Source organism: Curvibacter fontanus, assembly GCF_054780335.1.
In genome coordinates, this window is sequence record NZ_BAAGWN010000015.1 from 15213 (window position 1) to 34092 (window position 18880).

The following is an 18880-nucleotide window of genomic DNA, read 5'->3' on the forward strand; positions in this document are numbered from 1 at the left end:
AAATAGGGGCTTATTTAGGCCTATTTTCAAAAAACTTGGGGCTTGGGCGCTCCCAAACCCCGCTGAATGTCATCCATTCAGCCGTAATTGGACTTTTTAGCTCGTTCCAGCCAAAAACAAGGGCGCCCGGCTTGTGGCCGGGCGCCCCTGGAATCTGCCTGGGTCGAAGAACGCCTATTGCCAGTTCGCCGAAATCACGGGGGTCAAGCTTGCAGCGTAGCTTTCCGGCAAGGTGGTCTGGCCAGCGGCGGGCGGCGTGAAGGCTGCCATGGCTTGCACCAGGTTTTGCACCTGGCCGTCCAGCAGCGTCTTGCCATCAGCCGTCTTGAACTGCTCCACGTGATACTCGGAGGCCACATACCAGTTCTGGATCGTGAGAGTGTCCGTCGTCCCGATAATGCCGGCCTCCAGGCTGCTCCCTACCTGGCGAAACCAGATCTGACTGGCCTCGATACCCATGAGAAACTGCGCTACGTCGGTGTCGCCTATCGTGATGTCGTTCTCCATCACGGTATCTGCGCCATACCCACGTCCCAGAAGGTAGCTGTCGCTACCTGTACCGCCCGTCAGCGTATCGTTGCCCGCTCGGCCGTCCAGGATATCGGCGCCGCCACCTCCTGCCAAAGCGTTGACAGCGCTGTTGCCGACCAGCGTATTGGCAAGTCCGTTTCCGCTTCCGTTGATGGCCGCATCACCTGCAAGAGTAAGGTTCTCGAAGTTCTCAGCCAGGGTCCAAGTCACAGTACTGAAAACTGTATCGGTACCCTGGACCGCTCCCTCCTCAGCCCAGTCCCGTACGTTATCCATGTAGTAATCATCATCGCCGACACCACCGACCATATTATCCGCACCCAAGCCTCCGTCCAGTGTGTCCGCCCCGGCGCCCCCGACGAGATTGTCAATCTCCGCACCGCCGTAAAGCATATCGCTGCCGTCGTTGCCTTCGAGGTAATCGCTGCCCTCCTGGCCATGCAGGACGTCATCGCCCTGCTCGCCAAAAAGATGGTCATCGCCGAGACCACCATCCAGGCTGTCGTCCCCTGCGTCGCCCACAAGCAAGTCATTACCATCTCCGCCCTCCAGGATATCGTTGCCGTTCCAGCCGTAGAGGTTGTCGATACCGGTGCCTCCGTAAAGCTTGTCGCCGCCGACGTGACCATACAGGGTGTCATCTCCATCCATACCCATGAGCAAAGTCCCAGCAGGGGCAGCACTGAGGCTGTCATTGCCAGCCGTTCCCTGCAACACGGGCAAGGCCTGCACGCCGATGTGCAAATCCTGGAACGCCGTAGCGCCCGTCGTATCGGCAGCGATCAACCGCAGGTCGAGTACACCCACCGCATCAACACCAGGCGTGCCCGACAGGATCATTGTCGTCACATCAAATGTCAGCCAGGCAGGCAAGGCCGATCCATCTGCTTGTGTCAGCGTATAGATCAGAGAATCGCCCACATCAATGTCAGCAAAAATTCCCGCCGGCAAGGTGTAAGCGAAAGGCTGTTGTTCAACCGCGGCCTGCGGCGCAAGCGTAAGCAACACCACCGGTGCATCGTTTGAGTTGGCTACGTTGATCTCGAAAATCGCAGTCACAGATTCGCCAGCCAGATCGGTAGCCGTCACAGCGACAGAAACCGCACCCACGTCAGCGTTCTGCGGCGTACCGTGGAAAGTCTGGGTCTGCGCGTCAAATACCAGCCATGAAGGCAGCGTCGAGCCATCAGCCAGCTGGGCGCTGTAACTCAGAACATCTCCGGCATCAGGATCGACAAAGCTGCCATCCGGAATATGGAATGCGTAGAGAGTCCCCTGTTGTGCGGTTTCAGCAGCAATAAGAGTAGTCGCGGGCGCGGAGTTGGCATGCACCCAACTATCGGAAATCAGGTTTCCTGCAGCATCGAAAGTGGATGTGTGGACATTGCCGTGTCCATCATCATTCACAACAACATAGTTCAGCAGATTGTTGTCGGAATCAAAAAACTGCGTCGTGACGTTGCCGTGATCGTCGTTCGTATACGTCTCGTAACTGCCATCCGGATAATTCGCCGTACCATTGCCTGACCCGTCAGGATTGAAGGTGTCGCTGCCGTAGGAGCCATCAGGTTTGGTCCACTGGCTTGCAATTTTTCCTCCGTTGCGGTCATATCGAATCATCATCACATCGCCATAGCCGTCATTCGTAGTCTCGCTACGGCCGCCATTGGCATAGTGGTTGATTTGAGCACTCGATCCGTCAGCCGCGTAGATGCCAGACCCGTAGCTGCCGTCCGCGTGAGACCAGATGTCGTTGAGCAACCCGCCACCCGCACTGAACTCGCTCTCGATGGTGTTTCCCTGCCCGTCATCTTCGTAGATGGTGCGACCACCGTCTGCACGGTAGTGGGTCGCACTAACCGAGCCGTATGATCCATAGATACGCCTGCCATGCTCGCCCCCAGCATAGGCCCACTGCTCAGCGACCAGATTCCCATCGGCATTGAACTTGCTGACGCCAAAGCTTCCAGGCTCGTCAAAGTTGCTGCCACTGGCGATGGAAATCGAACTGCCGTCAGAAAACTGCCACTCGCCGAAATACGGTGGCGTGTCTGTAGTGAACAGGTCGTAGCGTCTGACCAACACACTTCCCCGATCAGAGAAGGTGACCCGCATATCAGAACCTTGCTGCTCAAACACCAGATCGCTGGATGTGATGCCTTCTCCAAACCGCATGATGTCACGCGCGACCGCGTTCGACTCAATGATGGTCTGATGCCCAGCATCAGCGTTGAACACGAAAGTGGTGACCCCATCCCCGGCGATCAACGTTCCATCGCCTGTGCCGGCAATCAAAGTGTCGTTACCTTCGCCGGCCATCAGGGTGTAATGACCCGCGTTATCCGAAAGGATGTTGTCCAGGCTGTTGCCCTTGGCCGTGACATTTCCATTGCCGATCAAGGCAAGGGTCTTCAGACCCTCAGAAAGTTCGTAGTCCACAGACGCCAGAACTTTGTTGCTCGCCGCATTCGGGTTGGCGAGAATGATGTCGGCCGAGTTGTTGACGACAAACGTGACGTTACCAGTACCGCCGATCAAGGTATTGACACCAGAGTTACTGGTCAACACGTTATCCAGCGCGTTGCCGATAGCGGTAAGGTTTGCCGTACCGGTCAGCGTGAGGTTCTGCACGTTATCTGGCAATGCGTAATCGACTGAGGAAAGAATCGTGTTGCTTGCCGCGTCAGGGCGAGCAATGACTACGTCGCTTGCATCGTTGACGATGAAGGTCTCGTGTCCCGCCCCACCGATCAGCGTGTCTGATCCTGCGCCTGACACGAGCGTGTCGTTGGCGCCAGACCCTATCAGGGTATCGCCCCCACCCACACCGTAGATGCGATTGACCAGATTTGTTCCGGTCAGGACTTCATTGGCGTCTGTGCCATAGATATCGAATCCACGGCTCAGCAGCTGCGCGTAACTCAGCGAAGTTCCGTCGGAAAAATTGAAATGCCGGATGGTGTTGGCCGCCATTGCGTCAGACGGGTCGAAGTTATCGATGTGGATGACGTCACCGCTATCACCAATACGCAGCAGCAGGGATCCCACACCCAATGTGATCTCGGTCGGGCTGATACCCTGGCCAAAGTTGATTTGGTCATAGCCTGAGCTGACGGCAACCATCCCCATGCCGACTTGATAATTAAAAATCTGCGGGTCGAAGCTGGGTGCTGGCGGCGCTTTGGCCACCATGTCAGCCATTGTCAGAGTGGCGCCGTCAGCAAAGATGAACTGCGACACGCCCGCGCCCAGCGGGTCGTCGCTATGCGGAACCATGACTTGTACATACTGGTTTACGCTACCCCACGCAATGTTTAAGGTGGTGTACTTGAGCGGCAACTGTTCTTCGGTGCCTGAGATCACCCCCGTCACTTCGCCCCAAGTCAACTGGAGCTCGCTTGGGCTCACTCCCTCACCAAAGCTAACCGCGTGGTGCTGCAGAACGCCCTGTTCGTAATAGGGCTCAAGCGCCCTGAAATCGTTGGCTCGTGTCAATGGCGCCAGCGGCAATGGTGCAAGGTACCGAATCCAGCCTTCTGCTAAGCCTTGCTCAAAAGATGTCCACCCCCCCACCGCTAGATCACCGAACTCCCGCACCAGATCTTCACGGCTCCCGTAGCCATAACCAATATCGGAATGCCTCAGGTGGTAGAACCCAGGGTAATCACGGCGCTCCTCCCAGTTGTCGATGCCCTGGGCCCGGTAATACTGATCCAGAAAATACGCCGAATCTCCAGCTCCGCCCAGAAGACCGTTCGTGACAACCGTCGGATCAACCTCTATCGTAGCATGCCCCACACCCGCGTAGATCTCGTCATGGCCGGCTCCCGCCACCATCGTCTCACCACCGATGAGGATGTCATTGCCAGCACCACCGGCCATCCATGCGCCGTCACGCAGGAAGTCGTCTCCTTCCCCACCTCTCAAGATACCACCGCCCGCCAAGGTGTCATTGCCGGCACCGCCATAAGCGTACCCGGCACCGTGGATGACATCATTCCCATCGCTGGAGTTAACTATCGTCTGCAGTCCGGCGTATACCGTGTGGTCCGAGGCGTCCAGGTTGATCGTCTGAATCTTGTGTGTCGTCGTGATTTCACGATAGGGGATTCCGACATAAGCGGGGAGGCTGTGCGTACCTGATGGTGCGTCCATATTCACTGGGAGCCCAACCGTTTGCCCAGTGAAATAACTGATCTGGTAAGAGGTGTTGGTATAGGCATACCGCGCCCCCAATCGTTCACTTAATGGGATGGACTCATCATAGAAGACCCCCATCGCCGTGATGTATCCGATGAATTGATAAGTACTTTGAATTGGGCTCTGGTAAGAATAATCCACCCCGCCCCAGTTAACACGAAACGCCACATCTGCCCTGTCTTGCACTTGTGTTTCGTAGTACCCGTCGGCGTACACCACGGCAGCAGTGGCATCTGTGCTTGTTTTTCTGATTTCAACAAGCGAACCCTCAACACGCCAGGAAACGTTGCTGATACCCGATGTCGAATAGGAGGATGAAGTCTGTCCAAAATAGTTGATATCCGTACTGGATCGGACATCTGCAAAACCTTGTGTCGTGGTTCCCGTCCTCTCCCACCCCTGCAACTGCGCCTCACTCTGAGCGTAAATCGTGCCATCTTCCCGTGTTTGGTACAGCGAATAATTGGCAATATTCAGCGTTGCATAGTGAAAGCGGATTCCAGCCTCCAGCTGATTCCGGTACAGCAGCTCCTCGCCTTGCACCAAAGAGAGCTCGTCCTGGGCCATGGATGGATCAGCAAGCACCAGTAAACTCGAAAACGAGGCTGTGTTGCCCAGGCCATCCTTGATCATCCAAGAGGTTGAGGGCATATCAAAGTAGCCTTGTAGACGAAGGCTGTTGACTGAATCCAGTTGCAGCAGCAAGTCGCTCCCCAGCCGTTGTGCAGCCAGATCATCCAAGCCCAACCCTTCCGACAACTGAACCATACCGCCATCCAACACATCATCAATCACACGATCCGCACCCATGCCATAGGACATGTAGTAGGTATCGAGGCCCCCGCCACCAACAAGAACGTCATCGTTAGCACCACCATCCAGGAAGTCATTGCCTGCGCCACCGTAGATCGTGTCTTCGCCAGTGCCGCCATGCATCTCGCTGCCGCCATCTCCAGCCTGCAGCACATCGTTGCCTACACCGCCATCCATATGGACGAAGTTGCCGCTGCCTAAGAGCAAGTCGTCACCTGCAGCGCCATACAGCGACCCGCCGGCATGGTCTGCCGCAAGAACGTCATTGCCCATACCACCCGTAAGCGCTTGATTCTCGCCCGTCGTGGCCAGACTCACTTCGGTACTTAGCCGATTGCTGATCCAATCGCGCGTGCTCATGCCGTTGATCTGCCTGATGCTCCCGGTCAGGGCACCCACAAGCGTCAAGACGCCATTCGGGCCGTAATCCAGCAGCAGGTCAGCCCCGCTGGCTGTCACGCCAAAGGGCTCCCCATCCACCAGCGTCAGGGTATTGACGCCATTGCTGTCGTCCACCACGGTGTCGCCCGCACCGGCCAGGTACGTGTCATCTCCAGCCCCGCCGTCCATGTGATCGATGCCGGCCTCACCGGCCAGCAAGTCGTTGCCCTTGCCACCCAGCAACACATCGTCGCCTCCACCACCGTAGAGCGTGTCGTCGCCGTCACCGCCGTCCACAAAGTCATTGCCGTGGTACTGCTCAGCCAGCCAGTCCAGCGTGTTGTCCCCGTAGAGAATGTCACTGCCAGCGCCGCCCAGCAGCGTGTCGGCACCGCCGTCGCCCGCCAGGGTGTCATTGCCTTCGCCACCGTCCAGGTAGTCGTTGCCGTGAGATTCGCCTGACAGATGGTTGGGCGCGCTAGGTGCGGCCGCGTTGTCACCCAGCAGGTAGTCATTGCCTGCGCCGCCGTACAGAGTGTCCGCGCCGCCATCGCCAATCAAGACATCGTCGCCGTCTTCGCCATCCAGGTAATCGTCACCGTGGAACTCGGCCCCCAGTTCGTCAACACGGCCGTCTCCCTGCAACTGGTCATTGCCTGCGCCGCCGTAAAGAATGTCTGCACCACCGCCGCCAATCAATTGGTCGTCGCCGTCTTCGCCATCCAGAGAGTCACTGCCGTGGAACTGGCCCTCCAGCTCGGACTCCTTCGCGTCGCCGTACAACTTGTCATTGCCCGCACCGCCATAAAGGGTGTCAGTGCCCCCATTGCCCCAAAGCCTGTCGCTGCCGTCTTCGCCGTCCAGATAGTCATCGCCGTGGTACTGGCCGGCCAGTAGATCGCCCGAGGTGTCGCCGTACAGATCGTCATCACCGCTGCCGCCGTACAGCACGTCGCCCTTGCCGCCGCCAACCAGCGTGTCGTCACCGTCGCCGCCATCCATAAAATCACTGCCATGCAAGGCCTCCGCTGCGGACCCGTAGGTAGCGGGCGTGGTGACGCCGTCGCCGAGCAGTTTGTCATTGCCGGCGCCCCCCTCCAGCACATCATCCCCGCCCAGACCGTACAAGACATCGGCTCCATTGCCGCCATCAATACGGTCATCACCATGACCGGCATAGACTTCATCGTCGCCATCACCGGCCTCGATCACATCCGAGGCCGAGTCCATCGCCAGTGGGCCGCCATTGACGATGACGTTCCCCTCTATCCGGGCCGGGTCAGCTGGGTCATCCGACTTGCGCCGCAGCGGCGTCACCATGGTGGTGGCGCTCAGGATCACGTCATGGCCCGCACCGCCCAGGATATGATCCGAGCCCGCCCCACCGGTAATCAGGTCATCCCCATCACCACCGTTCATGACGTCGTTGCCACCGCGACCGTCCAGCGCATCATTGCCGCCCAGGCCCTGGATCTTGTCGTTCTCGCTGCCGCCGTAGATCACATCATGGAAGCCAGCCTCGGCTACGCCGCCCGTCAACGTGCCGTCCGCCGCCCACTGCGTCTTGCTCCAGGCGTAGCTGTTGTAGCGAGAATCACCTGAAGCGATGACGTCCAGGGTGACGCTGCCGTCCTCGTTCACCACGGGATCGGGCTGAATCTCTGAACCCCACAATTGCGCACGCTGGTCACCCAGGTAGGTACGGGTGGTTTCGCCTGCGTCCTTCACGTTCAGGCCCCAGCTGTTGCTGGTGGCGGTCTGGCCGCCGCCGGAGGCATAGGTGACGCTCAGATTGCCGGCTATGTCGGCGCTGATGTCACTCTCGGTCACGAGGGCGAAGCTGACGCTGGTCTGGCCTTCTTGCAGGGTAATCACCGCTCCGTTGGCATCGACCTTGCGGTCGCCCAGGATGGCCTGGGCCAAAGCCGAGTCGTCCAGGGCCAGGTGCAGGGTGAGGGTGTCGCCGGCTTTGGCGGGCTGGTTGAGGTCTACGATGAAGGACTTGCCGTTGCCTTCGGACAGGTTGGAGACTTTGCCCGCCAGGTCGGCCAGGCTGGCACTCAGGTTGCTCCAGAAGCTTTTTCCTTCTGCACCACTCGCATTGACCGCTCCGGTTTCCCTTACCGCCACTTCGGTCTTCGGCAGCTTGATGCCCAGATAGCCTTGGCCATCTGGTTTTTGAGCTTCGGTCAGATCGAAGTTCTGGATGGTGATGGTGTTGCTGCTGTCGCCTTCCACGTTGATCACCAGTTTCTGGCCGGTGCTGCTGCGCGCGTCCTCCAAGAGCTGGAGGTTGACAACGGTGCTGTCGGCTAGGGTGGATTTCCACACTCGGCTGCCGTTGCCTTGGATCTGACCGAGGGCCTGGTCCTTGATCTTGATCAGCCCCTGGCCATCGCTGTCCAGGATGGTGTCCTTGCCCCAGACACCGGTGAACTGGTAGCTGTCGTCGCCGCAGCCGCCTTCCAGGTAGTCGTTGCCGCCTTGGCCGTCCAGGATGTCGTCGCCGGCCATGCCGTAGAGGTGATCGACCAGCTTCTTACCCGTCAAGGTGTTGCCCTGCGCGTCGCCAAAGAGGGTTTGACGCTTGATCACGGTACCATTGACCAGCCCGATGTCGATCTGCTTGCCGCTGCCCAGATCCTCGTAGTGCATGCCTTGGGCGCCCGACACGCTCAGCACCGTGGTGTCTTGCGCATTGGCTTGCATCACATAGCCCAGCATGGCGGCTCGGTCGCTATACCAGTTGTCGCTGTAGTCGAAAGCCTTGCTGGTGTCACCGTACAGGCGGGCATTCTTGTCGGCCTGCCAGACCATGTACCGTTGCGCGTCCAGCGCTTGCAGCGCGGCCAGGGCGGTCGCGTCCGTGGTGCTCAGGACCACGGGGCTCAATGCACTGAGGCTCAGGAAGGCCGCGTAGTCCGTCTTGGCCGTCGTTCCGAGTTCGCTGCTCGCAAGACTGAGGGTGACCTTGCCCACCAGGGTCTTGAAGGCATCGCTTGCAGTCAGGGCGGCAAGGTTGGCTTGGTATTGGCTGCGATAGTCAGCGGTCATGTCGTCGCTGGTCGGAGTTGCCGCCACGGAATTTCCAAGCAACAGTCGCCTCAGTCCATCCAGCACACCTTCGTACGATCCAACCATACTTTCACTGCCAGACTTGATCGCGTTGTTGAGCTTGGCAAAGGTCATTGTTCTGTCGAGCTTTTCAAGCGCCACGCCCAGAGCCAATAAATCCGTCTGCTTGTAGATGCTGTGATTTGCAATAGGATTCCCATTGAGAGAATCTTCTTGGTACAAGGCGACGCGCTGACCATATTGATTGAAACCAGGCATCAAGAAATTGAAGTCAGCCCAGCTGTTGGTGGTGACGTTGACGCCGTTGGCACCGTAGTAGTTCGTTTGCTTGGCCGCCACAGCCGCAAAACTTCCCAATCCCAAGCTGCTGCCGATGAATTGGGCGATCTGGTTGTAGTTGTTGTCAATGCTGCTGGCCTGAAGGTTGTTGAAACCAGCGCTGTTGAAGGTGTAGACGCTTTGCACGTTGTAGCCCAGCTCCCCACCAAACAGGCGGGTAAACGCGGTGGCCAGGTAGCCGCCCAGGCTGTGGCCGTTGACGGCTTCGATACTGCTTTGTCCGACCAGAGAAGAGCCCGAGCCGGCTACGCTTGGAGCCACCATAAAGCCGGGGACGACTTGCAACGGGTTGGCAGGGTCGGTGCCCCATGCGATTTGCTTGGCTTGCGCGTTGCTGGGGGTTGTCATGCGCAGCCACCAGTTGACCATGCTGACAATCTGATAGGTAGGAATACCAGCGAGCGCCAAGTTAACATCGTCCGCTATGTCGGCTGCACCTTGCGTGCCGCGCATGGAGACGTATACCTTGCCCGCATAGTCCGTGCCTGCCTTGCCGCGCCAAACCACCGCATCAAATCCGCCTTTGGGTGACAACTCTTGGTTCACTACATCGAAGTTACTGGTGATGAAGTCCGCCTGCGACTGGGTTAGACGCGCGGCTATGGCGGCATTTTGTTCAGCTACAGTTTTAAGCGGCAGCCCAACAGGTGCATCATCAGCACCTTGTTGCAAGCGCACATAAGAAGCATCAGCCAGAAGTGCGTTGATATAAGTTTCGTTGATCGTGTTCATTGCCAATCCCTGTACTAAAAGTTGAAGTTATCGTGTATTTGTTAGTTTTAAATTACTGAATCGAACTGGCAGTCTTGTTGAATCGAATTTTTCTATGACGTAGCCATCCGCGCCGGATTTCATCCCACTACACCCGCGCAAAATTAGCGTCATAAATCCCCCGCTACTCCCATTCGGAACAGATAAGAATGCTTTTCTTGGTGTGTAACCGTGATAGGCGAGAACGGGCTCATTTGTCCTCGCATCAAAATAGATCCCATCGTGGCGATCCACACGCACCGAAGAGGGAAAAACGGATATTGATGTGTACATGTCTCGGTAATACACTGTTCTCCCAAATGCTTTTTGTTCGTTCATGCCCTCTGCAAAGTCAAGGGACGGGAGATCGCTACACAGCGCCTTCAATTGCGGATAGGCAATGATTTCATCCGCCACAGGCGTCACAAACACCAGCAGTGCAAACACAAAACCAAACGCTGTGCGATAGCGTGTGATACCCAGCCATCGGGGCAGCTTGCTGCCAAGCGCCAAAGCGACCCAAGCCCAAATGGCTATCGCTCCAAAAAACAGAATTCCAATCATGCTGTCATCCTCCAGTTGGTGTTGTTTGCGGCTTGCGCTCTTTGGTTGAATCGGCAACCGATGAGCTGCCCACCGTTTTTCGTCTTCCAAGGATCGATGCTTAACATCGAAACCTGAAGGACGAAAGTGAAGAAAATACCGAAACAAGAGCACACGGCCGCAGATGAGCTTTTCGACTTTTGTCTGCGCCTTGCAGCACCAGCCGACCCAGAACAATCCATATGACCTTTTTCATATCTGCTCCTTGTCCAAATTCAACATCCGCGCCAGCAATACCAAACGCCCACCTGTGAAAACACGTCCTACCGCTCCCTTAAACTCTCACTCCCCGCCCTCTGCACCGGCGAGAGCAAATACTCGATCACCCGGCGCTTACCCGTCTTGATCTCCGCCGTGATGTTCATGCCCGGGCTCAGTGGCACGCGCTTGCCGTCGATGTCCATGTCCTTCTGGCTCAGCGTCAGAATGGCCGGGTAGTAGGAGCCCTTCTTCTCATCCGTCACCGCATCCGCCGTGACCACCTCTACCCTGGCATCTACCGTGCCGTAACGCGTGTAGGGAAAGGTCTCCAGCTTCACGGTGGCCGTCTGGCCGGCGTTCACGAAGCCGATGTCCTGGTTGGCGATGGTTACTTCCGCGGTGACGGTGGGGCTGTCGGGTACCACGATCATCAAGGGCTGGGCGCTGGTCACCACACCGCCGACCGAGTGGATGGCCAGCTGCTGCACGATGCCGTCCACCGGGGCGGTGAGTTGCGTCAGGCGCTCGCGCTGGCTGGCCTTGCTGTGGTCGGCGCCGAACTGCAGGCGTTTGGTGGCGGCCTGGGCCTTGCGGTCGTTGAGCTGGCGCACGGTCTCGGCGCGGAAGGACGCGCGGGCCTGCTCCGATTCACGCAGCATGGCTTGGGCTTCCGCCAGGCGGGCCCGCTGGGTGGACAAGTCGCGCTCCAGTTCCACCCTTTCACGCGTCTTATCTTGCGTGGCGTGGCCGGAGATGTAGCCCTGGTCCACCAGACGCTTGAAATCTGCCTCACGCGCCTGGGCCATGGGCACGGTGTCTTCCAGCTTGGCGATGGTGGCCTGTACCGTGGCCATCTCGGCCTGGCGGCGGGCAATTTCTGCGTCCAGCTTGGCGAGCTTGGCGCGGATGTCTTGCCATTCGCTTTGCAGCAGGGCTCGCGTCTGGCGTTGGGCATCGAGCCCTTCGACAAGCTCAGGGCGAACGGGGTGGGGCTCAGGGCGAACGGCCGATAACGAAGGGGCCTGACCTGAAGACAGGGCCTTGAGCAAAGCCGCCGTGCGCGACTCTTCGCTGATGGCCGCGTTCAGCTGCTCCTGCACACTGGCCTTGTCGGCGCTGGCCATGGTGGGGTCCAGCTCGACCAGCACCTGACCGGCTCGCACACGGTCCCCGTCCTTGACGAGCACGCTTTTGACGACGCTGGCCTCCAGCGGCTGGATGACCTTGGTGCGGTCGCTCACGATGATGCGCCCCGGCGCCACGGCCACGATGTCGATTTGACCCACGATGGACCAGACGAGCACCAGCACAAACAGCACCATGATGGTCCAGGCCAGACGGCGCGATGCCGGGTGCACCGGCGTTTCCTGCAGGCTCAGTGCGGCGGGCAGGAAGGCGGTTTCATCGGCCAGGCGCTGGGGGCCGGCCAGTTCGGCCCGGTGTTCCCAGGCAGCCTTGAAGACTGCCCGGTAACGCGTCCACAGTTCGATGAGAGGGTGGCGCGGCATCGGTGCTGCGGTGTTCGTGGTCATGCGTACCTCCTTGCCCCATCTGTGGTTGAAAATCCTCCACATGACATCATTTTTGATATCATTTGAATCGTGAACAGCAAGCACCGCAAAACACTGACGCGGATATTTGAGAAACCCGTTCCGAAGAATCTGGAATGGGCGGACATAGAGTCCCTGCTGATAGCGCAGGGGGCCGAATGCGTGAACCGTGGCGGCTCCATGGTGAGCTTCTTCCTGAAGGGCGAGCGGGCTGATTTCCACCGCCCGCACCCGGCCAAGGAGGCCAAGCCATACCAGGTGCGCTGCGCACGCGAGTTTTTGGAACTGATGGGAGTCAAGCCATGAGCAATGCCATGACCTTCAAGGGCTACACCGCCAAGGTGGAATACAGCGAAGAAGACGAGTGCTTCATCGGGCGCATCGCCGGCATACGCGCCATCGTCGGTTTCCACGGTGGCAGCGTGACTGAGCTGAAAAAGGCATTCCGCGCCGCAGTGGACAACTACATCGCCGTGGCCCAGGCGCGCGGCGAAGAGCCCGAGAAGCCATTCTCGGGCCGCATGATGCTGCGCCTGCCCAGTCAGGTGCATGCGCGCGTCAGCTTCGCGGCCGAGCGCGCGGGCCTGAGCGTCAACCAATGGGCCGCCCAGGCCTTGGAACAAGCGGCTCAGTCCTGAAAACGGGCGCTTCATGGCGCCGCCCCCGGCTCAGCCTGCCCACCCTGCATCTTCCAGAGATGGGCGTACAGGCCCTGCGGCTTGTCGATCAGCGCATCATGCGGGCCGGCCTCGACGATGCGGCCTTTCTCCAACACGATGATGCGGTTGGCGTGGCGCACGGCGCTCAGGCGGTGGGCGATGATGAGCACGGTACGCCCCTGGCCGATGCTGGCCATATTGCGCTGGATGATGGCTTCACTCTCGTAGTCCAGCGCGCTGGTGGCTTCGTCGAAGATCAGGATGCGCGGGTTGGCAAACAGGGCGCGGGCTATTGCCACGCGCTGGCGCTGGCCACCGCTCAAACTGCCGCCCTGCTCACCCACCAGGGTGTCATAGCCTTCGGGCAGTTCGCTGATGAAGTCGTGCGCGCCGGCCAGCTGGGCCACGCGCACCACGGCCTCGATGGGGGCGGCCGGGTCGGTGATGGCGATGTTCTCGCGCACGCTGCGGTTGAAGAGCAGGTTCTCCTGCAGCACCACGCCCACCTGGCGGCGCAGCTGGGCGGCGTCGATCAGGCTGATGTCGATACCGTCCACCATCAGCCGGCCCTGCTCGGGCACATACAGGCGCTGCACCAGCTTGGTCAAGGTGCTCTTGCCTGAGCCGGAGCGGCCGACGATACCGATCACCTCGCCGGGGCGCACATCCAGGCTGACGCCATTGAGCACGGGGGCGGCTTCGGGCCGGTAGCGGAAGGTGACGTTGTCCAGGGTGATGCGGCCTTTGACCGGTGGCAGCTGGGCGGCGCTGGCGGGCGGCACTTCGGTGCGGGTGTTGAGGATGTCGCCCAGGCGTGCCACGGAGATGCCGGTCTGCTGGAAGTCCGTCCACAGCTGGGCCATGCGCATGATGGGCTGCGAAACACGGCCGGCGAACATATTAAAGGCCACGAACTGGCCCACGGTGAGCTGGTTGTCCATCACCAGATGGGCGCCGTACCAGAGCGTGGCGGCGTTGACCAGCTTGCCGATGAGATTGACACCTTCGTGCGCCACACTCGCCAGATTCTGTGTCTTGAAGCTGGCCGAGACGTAGGCGGCCAACTGCTTGTCCCAGCGGCGGGCCAAGGCCGGCTCCAGCGCCGTGGCCTTGACGGTCTGGATGCCGGTGACGGTTTCCACCAGCATGGCCTGGTTCTCGGCGCTGCGGGCGAACTTGGTGTCCAGCCGCTGGCGCAGCACGGGCACCACGGCCAGGCTGAGCCCGAAATACAGCGGCAGGCTGACCAGCACGATGAGGGTGAGCGGCACGCTGTAGAACAGCATGACGGCGATGAAGACGACGGAGAAGAAGACGTCGAGCACCACGGTGAGCGCGTTGCCGGTCAGGAAGCTGCGGATGTTTTCCAGCTCGCGCACGCGGGCCACCGAATCGCCCACGCGCCGCGCCTGGAAGTAGGCCAGGGGCAGGGCCATGAGGTGGCGGAACAGGCGCGCGCCCAGCTCCACGTCGATGCGGCTGGTGGTGTGGCTGAAGACGTAGGCGCGCAGGGCGTTGAGCACGCTCTCGAAGATGACCACGCCCACCAGTCCGATGACCAGCACGTCCAGCGTGGTCAGGCCGCGGTGCACCAGCACCTTGTCCATCACGACCTGGAAGAAGAGCGGGCTGACCAGCGCAAACAGCTGCAGCATGAAGGAGATGAGCAACACCTCGCCCAGCAGCTTGCGGTGCTTGACCAGGCTGGGGATGAACCAGGAGAAGTCGAACTTGGCCAGATCGCCGGCCATGCTGGCGCGGCTGGTGATGAGAGGATGAGTTCACCGGTCCACCGGCTGTTGAAGACTTCCAAGGGTTCGATGGTGGGGCGGTGGTTGCCCGCACCTGCGGCGGGATCCTGCAACAGCACGCGCTGGCCGTCGCATTGCGCCAGGATGAGCACGCGCAAGCCGCCATCTTCGGTGCGCATCAAGGCCAGGGCCGGCAAGGGCGTGAGCGCAAGCCGCTCGACTGTGCTGCGGGAGAGCTTGGCCTTCAAACCCAGATGCTGGGCAGCCTGCAACAAATCGTCCAGCTGGAATGGCTCATTACCTGAGAAACCCAGATGGTGGGCCAGCGTGGCCGGATCGGCCGCCACCTGATGCAGACGGGCGATGGCACAGAGAGCGGCGAGTGGGGCCAGCGAGGGCATCGCTCCGCCAGCCGGATGGGCCACAGACACGTGCGCTTGCGGCTGCTCGGCTGGCGCCTCACTTGTCGCAGCGGCACTGGTATTGATGCTCACGCGCTGTCCTCACCTGATGGCTACCTGGATCGGTAGCTTTCCTCTTACGGGGTAAGCGTGGACAGTAGCTTGTATTTGATCACTGGCATATCCCCCAAACAGGGGATACGCCAAGGCCCGGTTCCTTTTTAGGCGATTTCTTCCTTAAGGATTTAACAATAAATCAGGATTGACCGGACATCGTAGCTATTTATTTGATAGCAGATGACTCATCTGACCGCAGCGCAGGAACAACAGTTTCGTCTTGCCTAGAAAGCTGGAAGCAGCGTGCTCAAGATTCAGCTTACTGATTGAACAAGATCACCGCAGCTGAGCGCGCCCGCAAACATTGCGGTGCGCGGAATGCGCCAACCTGGCACATACACCTCGCTCGACCAGGCAAGTTCGAGATCAGGCTCAGCGCTGCGGCCTGCTGGGCCTGGTGCTCAGGCCCTTGGGCAGAAGGCCATCGAACATGTCCGAGATGTCATCGATGACCCGGCGCGCGGCCTGCTCGCCGGAATGCGCGGCCAGGGCCATCAGCAGGTCCGGGCGCAGGAACCACAGCGCGGGCACATTGGACGCCTGCAGGATGCGGCGTTCGACATGCGGGAAATCTTCCCGGGCGGCGGTATCCAGGCTGTCCAGCATGGCCTGGCGGATGTCGTCGATCTGGTAGACCGCCTGGATGGTTTCTTCGCGCAGGGGATTCAACCTCTCCTGCCATGTGGTGAGGAACTCGGTAACGACTGTCAACATTCTTTTTTAGATATCAGCTAACCCAACGAAGCTGACATCCTAGACGGCCGTGTCCGTGTTTTTGCTAGGGAAATGCTCTTGCGTAGAAACCCTGACAAACAGGTGCCGCCGCATGCGCCGGGGCCCGGCTCATGCGAACGGCGGCGTCTCACTCGGCCTTGATGTTGTTGTCGCGGATGGCCTGGCCGTAGCGGGCCAGCTGGTTGCCCACGAGCGCCGTCAGCTGCTCCGGGGTGGTACCGTTGGGCTTGAGGCCCAGGCCGGCGTAACGCTCCTTGATCATGGGGTCGGCCAGGGCCTTGACCACTTCACGCTGCAGGCGCTCGACGATCTCCTTGGGCGTGCCCTTGGGCGAGGTCAGCGCAAACCAGGTGCTGAAGTCGAAACCCTGGATGCCCTGCTCCTTGAGCGTCATCGTGCCGGGATACTCGGGCTGGCGGCTGTCCGCCATCACACCCACCAGGCGCAGCTTGCCGCCCTTGGCCAGGGCGGCCACGGTGGCGATGCCCTGCACGGTCATGTCGACCTGGTTGCCGGCCACGCCCTGGGCCGCCAGACTGGCGTCGCGGTAGGGTACGTGCTTGAGGTCGATGCCGGTGTGCGCCGCGAACAGCGCGCCGCCCAGATGCTGCGGGCTGCCGTTGCCGCCCGAGGCATAGGTGATCTGGCCCGGCGCGGCCTTGGCCGCGGCCACCAGCTCGGCGGCGGTCTTGTACTTCGAGTCCGCGGCCACGGCCACGCTGAACTCGATGGTCGCGACCTGCGAGATGTGGGCAAAGTCGGTGACCGGGTTGAACGGCGTGTTCTTGTTCAAATTGGGCACCATGGTCAGCACGCTGTCGTTGAAGCCGCCGATGGTGTAGCCGTCCGGTGCGGCCTTGGCCAGCCGGTCGGCGCCGATGATGCCGGCGGCGCCCGTGATGTTCTCGACCACGATGGCCTGGCCCATGTTCTCCGACATCTTCTGCGCCAGCAGGCGCGCCGCCACATCAACCGCACTGCCCGCGCCCAGCGGCACGATCATGCGGATCGGCTTGTTGGGGTAGGTGCCCTGGGCCTGGGCCGGTGCGACCAGCGCGAGGCCGGCCGCAGCCGCCAGCGACAGGGCGAAACGTCGCGTGCAGGTGGAAAGTTGTTTCATGGTGTCTCCTTCGTGGTGATATGAACAGGGCGGGCCACCGGCCCTCAGACCGTCAGCCCCAGCACGCGGATCGCGTTCTCACCCAGGATGGCCAGGCGGTCCTCGTCGCTGAGTTCGGGGGTGGCCATCACGTGGCCCACGGGGTCCTCCACCCAGGGGATGGGGTGGTCGGTGCCGATCATGATCTGGCCCGCACCCACCTCGGCCGCAAGGTGGTGCAGCGCCTCGCCCGTGAAGACCAGCGAGTCGAAGTAGATCTGGCGGATGTACTCCGTCGGTTTCTTCTTGAGCACGATGTCGGGGTTGCAGTTCTGCGGCGAGACAAAACAGCTGCGGTCCATGCGCGGCGCATAGGAGCCGAGGAAACCGCCGCCGTGGGCGCCCAGCACCTTGAGCTCGGGGTATTTGTCGAACACGCCTTCGAAGATCAGCTTCTGCAGCGCGATCGTGGTGTCCAGCGGATTGCCGATCACATTGGACAGCCAGCCATTGCCCTTGAGGCGGGCCGCCAGCTCGGGCGTGCTCTGCGGGTGGATGAAGAGCATCACGCCCAGCTCCTGCGCCTTGGCCAGCACGGGGTGGTAGTGCGGGTTGGCGAAGTCGTCCCCGGCCACGCTGCCGCCGATGGCCGCGCCCTTGAGGCCGTATTTCCTGACGGCCTCCTCCAGCATCTGCACGGCGAGCTCGGGGAACTGCATGGGCAGCGAGGCGAAGGCGGCCAGGCGCTTGGGGTGCTTGGCGCAGAGCTCGGCAAAGCTCTCGTTGTGCACGCGGCAAATCGCCTCGGCGGTCTCGCGGTCCTTCTTGTACCAGAAGGGGTTGATGCTGAGCACCTGCAGGTCGATGCCCATGGTGTCCATGGCCTCGAAGCGCGCGGCCAGCTGCTGGTCCATCTGCAGGAAGTGTTCGGGCACGCCCTTGACGGGAGGCAGCACACCCTTGGCCTCGGCGCCCATCAGGTCCAGGCCGGCCTGGAAGTAGCAGTGCGCGTGCGCGTCCACCGTGCGGGCCCGCTTGCCGCGGATGATCACCGGCGCACGGCCCGTGGCGGTACTGCCGCCGCCCCCGCCGGGCACGATGGGCAGCCCGGCGCAGCTGCAGAACCAGAAGCCCTTGCAGCCTTGGGCATGGGTTTGGGGTGAGAGCCAGTTCTTGAGCATGGGCGAAGGTTCAGGATTTTTCAGAGCTTGGGGCAGTTGCTGCGCGCTCGATGGCGCGCACCATGCGCGTATGAGCGCCGCAACGGCACAGATGCTTTTCCAGGCCCTGCACGATGTCTGCGCGACTGGGCTGAGGGTTACGGGCCAGCAGCGCGCAGGCCGAGGTGATGATGCCGGCCACGCAGTAGCCGCACTGGGCGGCGCGCTCTTCGATGAAAGCGGTCTGCACCGGGTGCGGCCGGGCCGGTGTGCCCAGGCCTTCGAGCGTGGTCACCTGCCGCCCCTGGATGGACCAGACCGGCAGGTTGCACGAGGTCTGGGGCTGGCCGTCCACCAGCACCATGCAGGCACCGCACTCGCCCTGGCCGCAGCCGAACTTGGGGCCGCTCAGGTTCAATTCGTCGCGCAATACCGAGAGCAGCGTGGCCTTCTCGTCGCCGCCAAAGTGCACGGGCTGCTGATTGACATGGAACATGGGTTCTTTTTTGATTTCG

Annotated in this window: 9 protein-coding genes and 1 pseudogene; 2 read left to right on the forward strand and 8 right to left on the reverse strand. The window is 60.6% G+C overall.

Annotated features, from left to right (window positions below; translation table 11 throughout):
* Nucleotides 1-174: 174 nt before the first annotated feature.
* From ACYVH8_RS10610 to ACYVH8_RS10620, 3 genes are all read right to left on the reverse strand, one after another.
* Nucleotides 175-10071: a putative Ig domain-containing protein gene (locus ACYVH8_RS10610; protein WP_460488826.1), complete on the reverse strand. Its 9897-nt coding sequence runs from the start codon at nucleotides 10069-10071 to the stop codon at nucleotides 175-177.
* A 27-nt stretch (nucleotides 10072-10098) separates the two neighbouring features.
* The gene (locus ACYVH8_RS10615; protein WP_460488827.1) at nucleotides 10099-10743 is read right to left on the reverse strand and encodes a hypothetical protein; all 645 of its coding nucleotides are present in this window, start codon (nucleotides 10741-10743) and stop codon (nucleotides 10099-10101) included.
* 212 nt (nucleotides 10744-10955) lie between these two features.
* Nucleotides 10956-12425, reverse strand: a complete 1470-nt coding sequence (locus ACYVH8_RS10620) for an HlyD family type I secretion periplasmic adaptor subunit (RefSeq protein WP_460488828.1) — start codon at nucleotides 12423-12425, stop codon at nucleotides 10956-10958.
* Between the two features lie 69 nt (nucleotides 12426-12494).
* On the opposite strand from ACYVH8_RS10620, the gene ACYVH8_RS10625 reads away from it, so the two are divergent.
* Together ACYVH8_RS10625 and ACYVH8_RS10630 are read left to right on the forward strand one after the other, a co-directional pair.
* Nucleotides 12495-12749: a type II toxin-antitoxin system HicA family toxin gene (locus ACYVH8_RS10625; protein ID WP_460488829.1), complete on the forward strand. Its 255-nt coding sequence runs from the start codon at nucleotides 12495-12497 to the stop codon at nucleotides 12747-12749.
* Nucleotides 12746-13081 (forward strand): type II toxin-antitoxin system HicB family antitoxin, encoded by a 336-nt coding sequence (locus tag ACYVH8_RS10630; RefSeq protein ID WP_460488830.1) that lies wholly within the window; start codon nucleotides 12746-12748, stop codon nucleotides 13079-13081. Before ACYVH8_RS10625 ends, ACYVH8_RS10630 begins: the two co-directional genes overlap by 4 nt.
* 11 nt (nucleotides 13082-13092) lie before the next feature.
* Here the strand turns inward: ACYVH8_RS10630 and ACYVH8_RS10635 are convergent.
* From ACYVH8_RS10635 to ACYVH8_RS10655, 5 genes and pseudogenes are all read right to left on the reverse strand, one after another.
* Nucleotides 13093-15254: pseudogene (locus tag ACYVH8_RS10635) on the reverse strand (type I secretion system permease/ATPase).
* A 489-nt stretch (nucleotides 15255-15743) separates the two neighbouring features.
* A complete protein-coding gene (locus tag ACYVH8_RS10640; RefSeq protein ID WP_460488831.1) occupies nucleotides 15744-16085 on the reverse strand; it encodes a hypothetical protein in 342 nt (113 codons plus the stop codon).
* Between the two features lie 148 nt (nucleotides 16086-16233).
* On the reverse strand, nucleotides 16234-17226 hold the full coding sequence (locus ACYVH8_RS10645; RefSeq protein WP_460488832.1) for a Bug family tripartite tricarboxylate transporter substrate binding protein: 993 nt from the start codon (nucleotides 17224-17226) through the stop codon (nucleotides 16234-16236).
* Between the two features lie 44 nt (nucleotides 17227-17270).
* Nucleotides 17271-18386 carry an amidohydrolase family protein gene (locus ACYVH8_RS10650; RefSeq protein WP_460488833.1) on the reverse strand — a complete coding sequence of 372 codons (1116 nt, stop codon included), beginning with the start codon at nucleotides 18384-18386 and terminating at the stop codon, nucleotides 17271-17273.
* A 10-nt stretch (nucleotides 18387-18396) separates the two neighbouring features.
* Nucleotides 18397-18861 (reverse strand): (2Fe-2S)-binding protein, encoded by a 465-nt coding sequence (locus ACYVH8_RS10655; protein ID WP_460488905.1) that lies wholly within the window; start codon nucleotides 18859-18861, stop codon nucleotides 18397-18399.
* Nucleotides 18862-18880: the final 19 nt, after the last annotated feature.

Coding starts and splice junctions, on each gene's coding strand:
- ACYVH8_RS10610 (WP_460488826.1), bottom strand. CDS start 10,071: ATGAACACGATCAACGAAACTTATATCAACGCACTTCTGGCTGATGCT.
- ACYVH8_RS10620 (WP_460488828.1), bottom strand. CDS start 12,425: ATGACCACGAACACCGCAGCACCGATGCCGCGCCACCCTCTCATCGAA.
- ACYVH8_RS10630 (WP_460488830.1), top strand. CDS start 12,746: ATGAGCAATGCCATGACCTTCAAGGGCTACACCGCCAAGGTGGAATAC.
- ACYVH8_RS10640 (WP_460488831.1), bottom strand. CDS start 16,085: ATGTTGACAGTCGTTACCGAGTTCCTCACCACATGGCAGGAGAGGTTG.
- ACYVH8_RS10645 (WP_460488832.1), bottom strand. CDS start 17,226: ATGAAACAACTTTCCACCTGCACGCGACGTTTCGCCCTGTCGCTGGCG.
- ACYVH8_RS10650 (WP_460488833.1), bottom strand. CDS start 18,386: ATGCTCAAGAACTGGCTCTCACCCCAAACCCATGCCCAAGGCTGCAAG.
- ACYVH8_RS10655 (WP_460488905.1), bottom strand. CDS start 18,861: ATGTTCCATGTCAATCAGCAGCCCGTGCACTTTGGCGGCGACGAGAAG.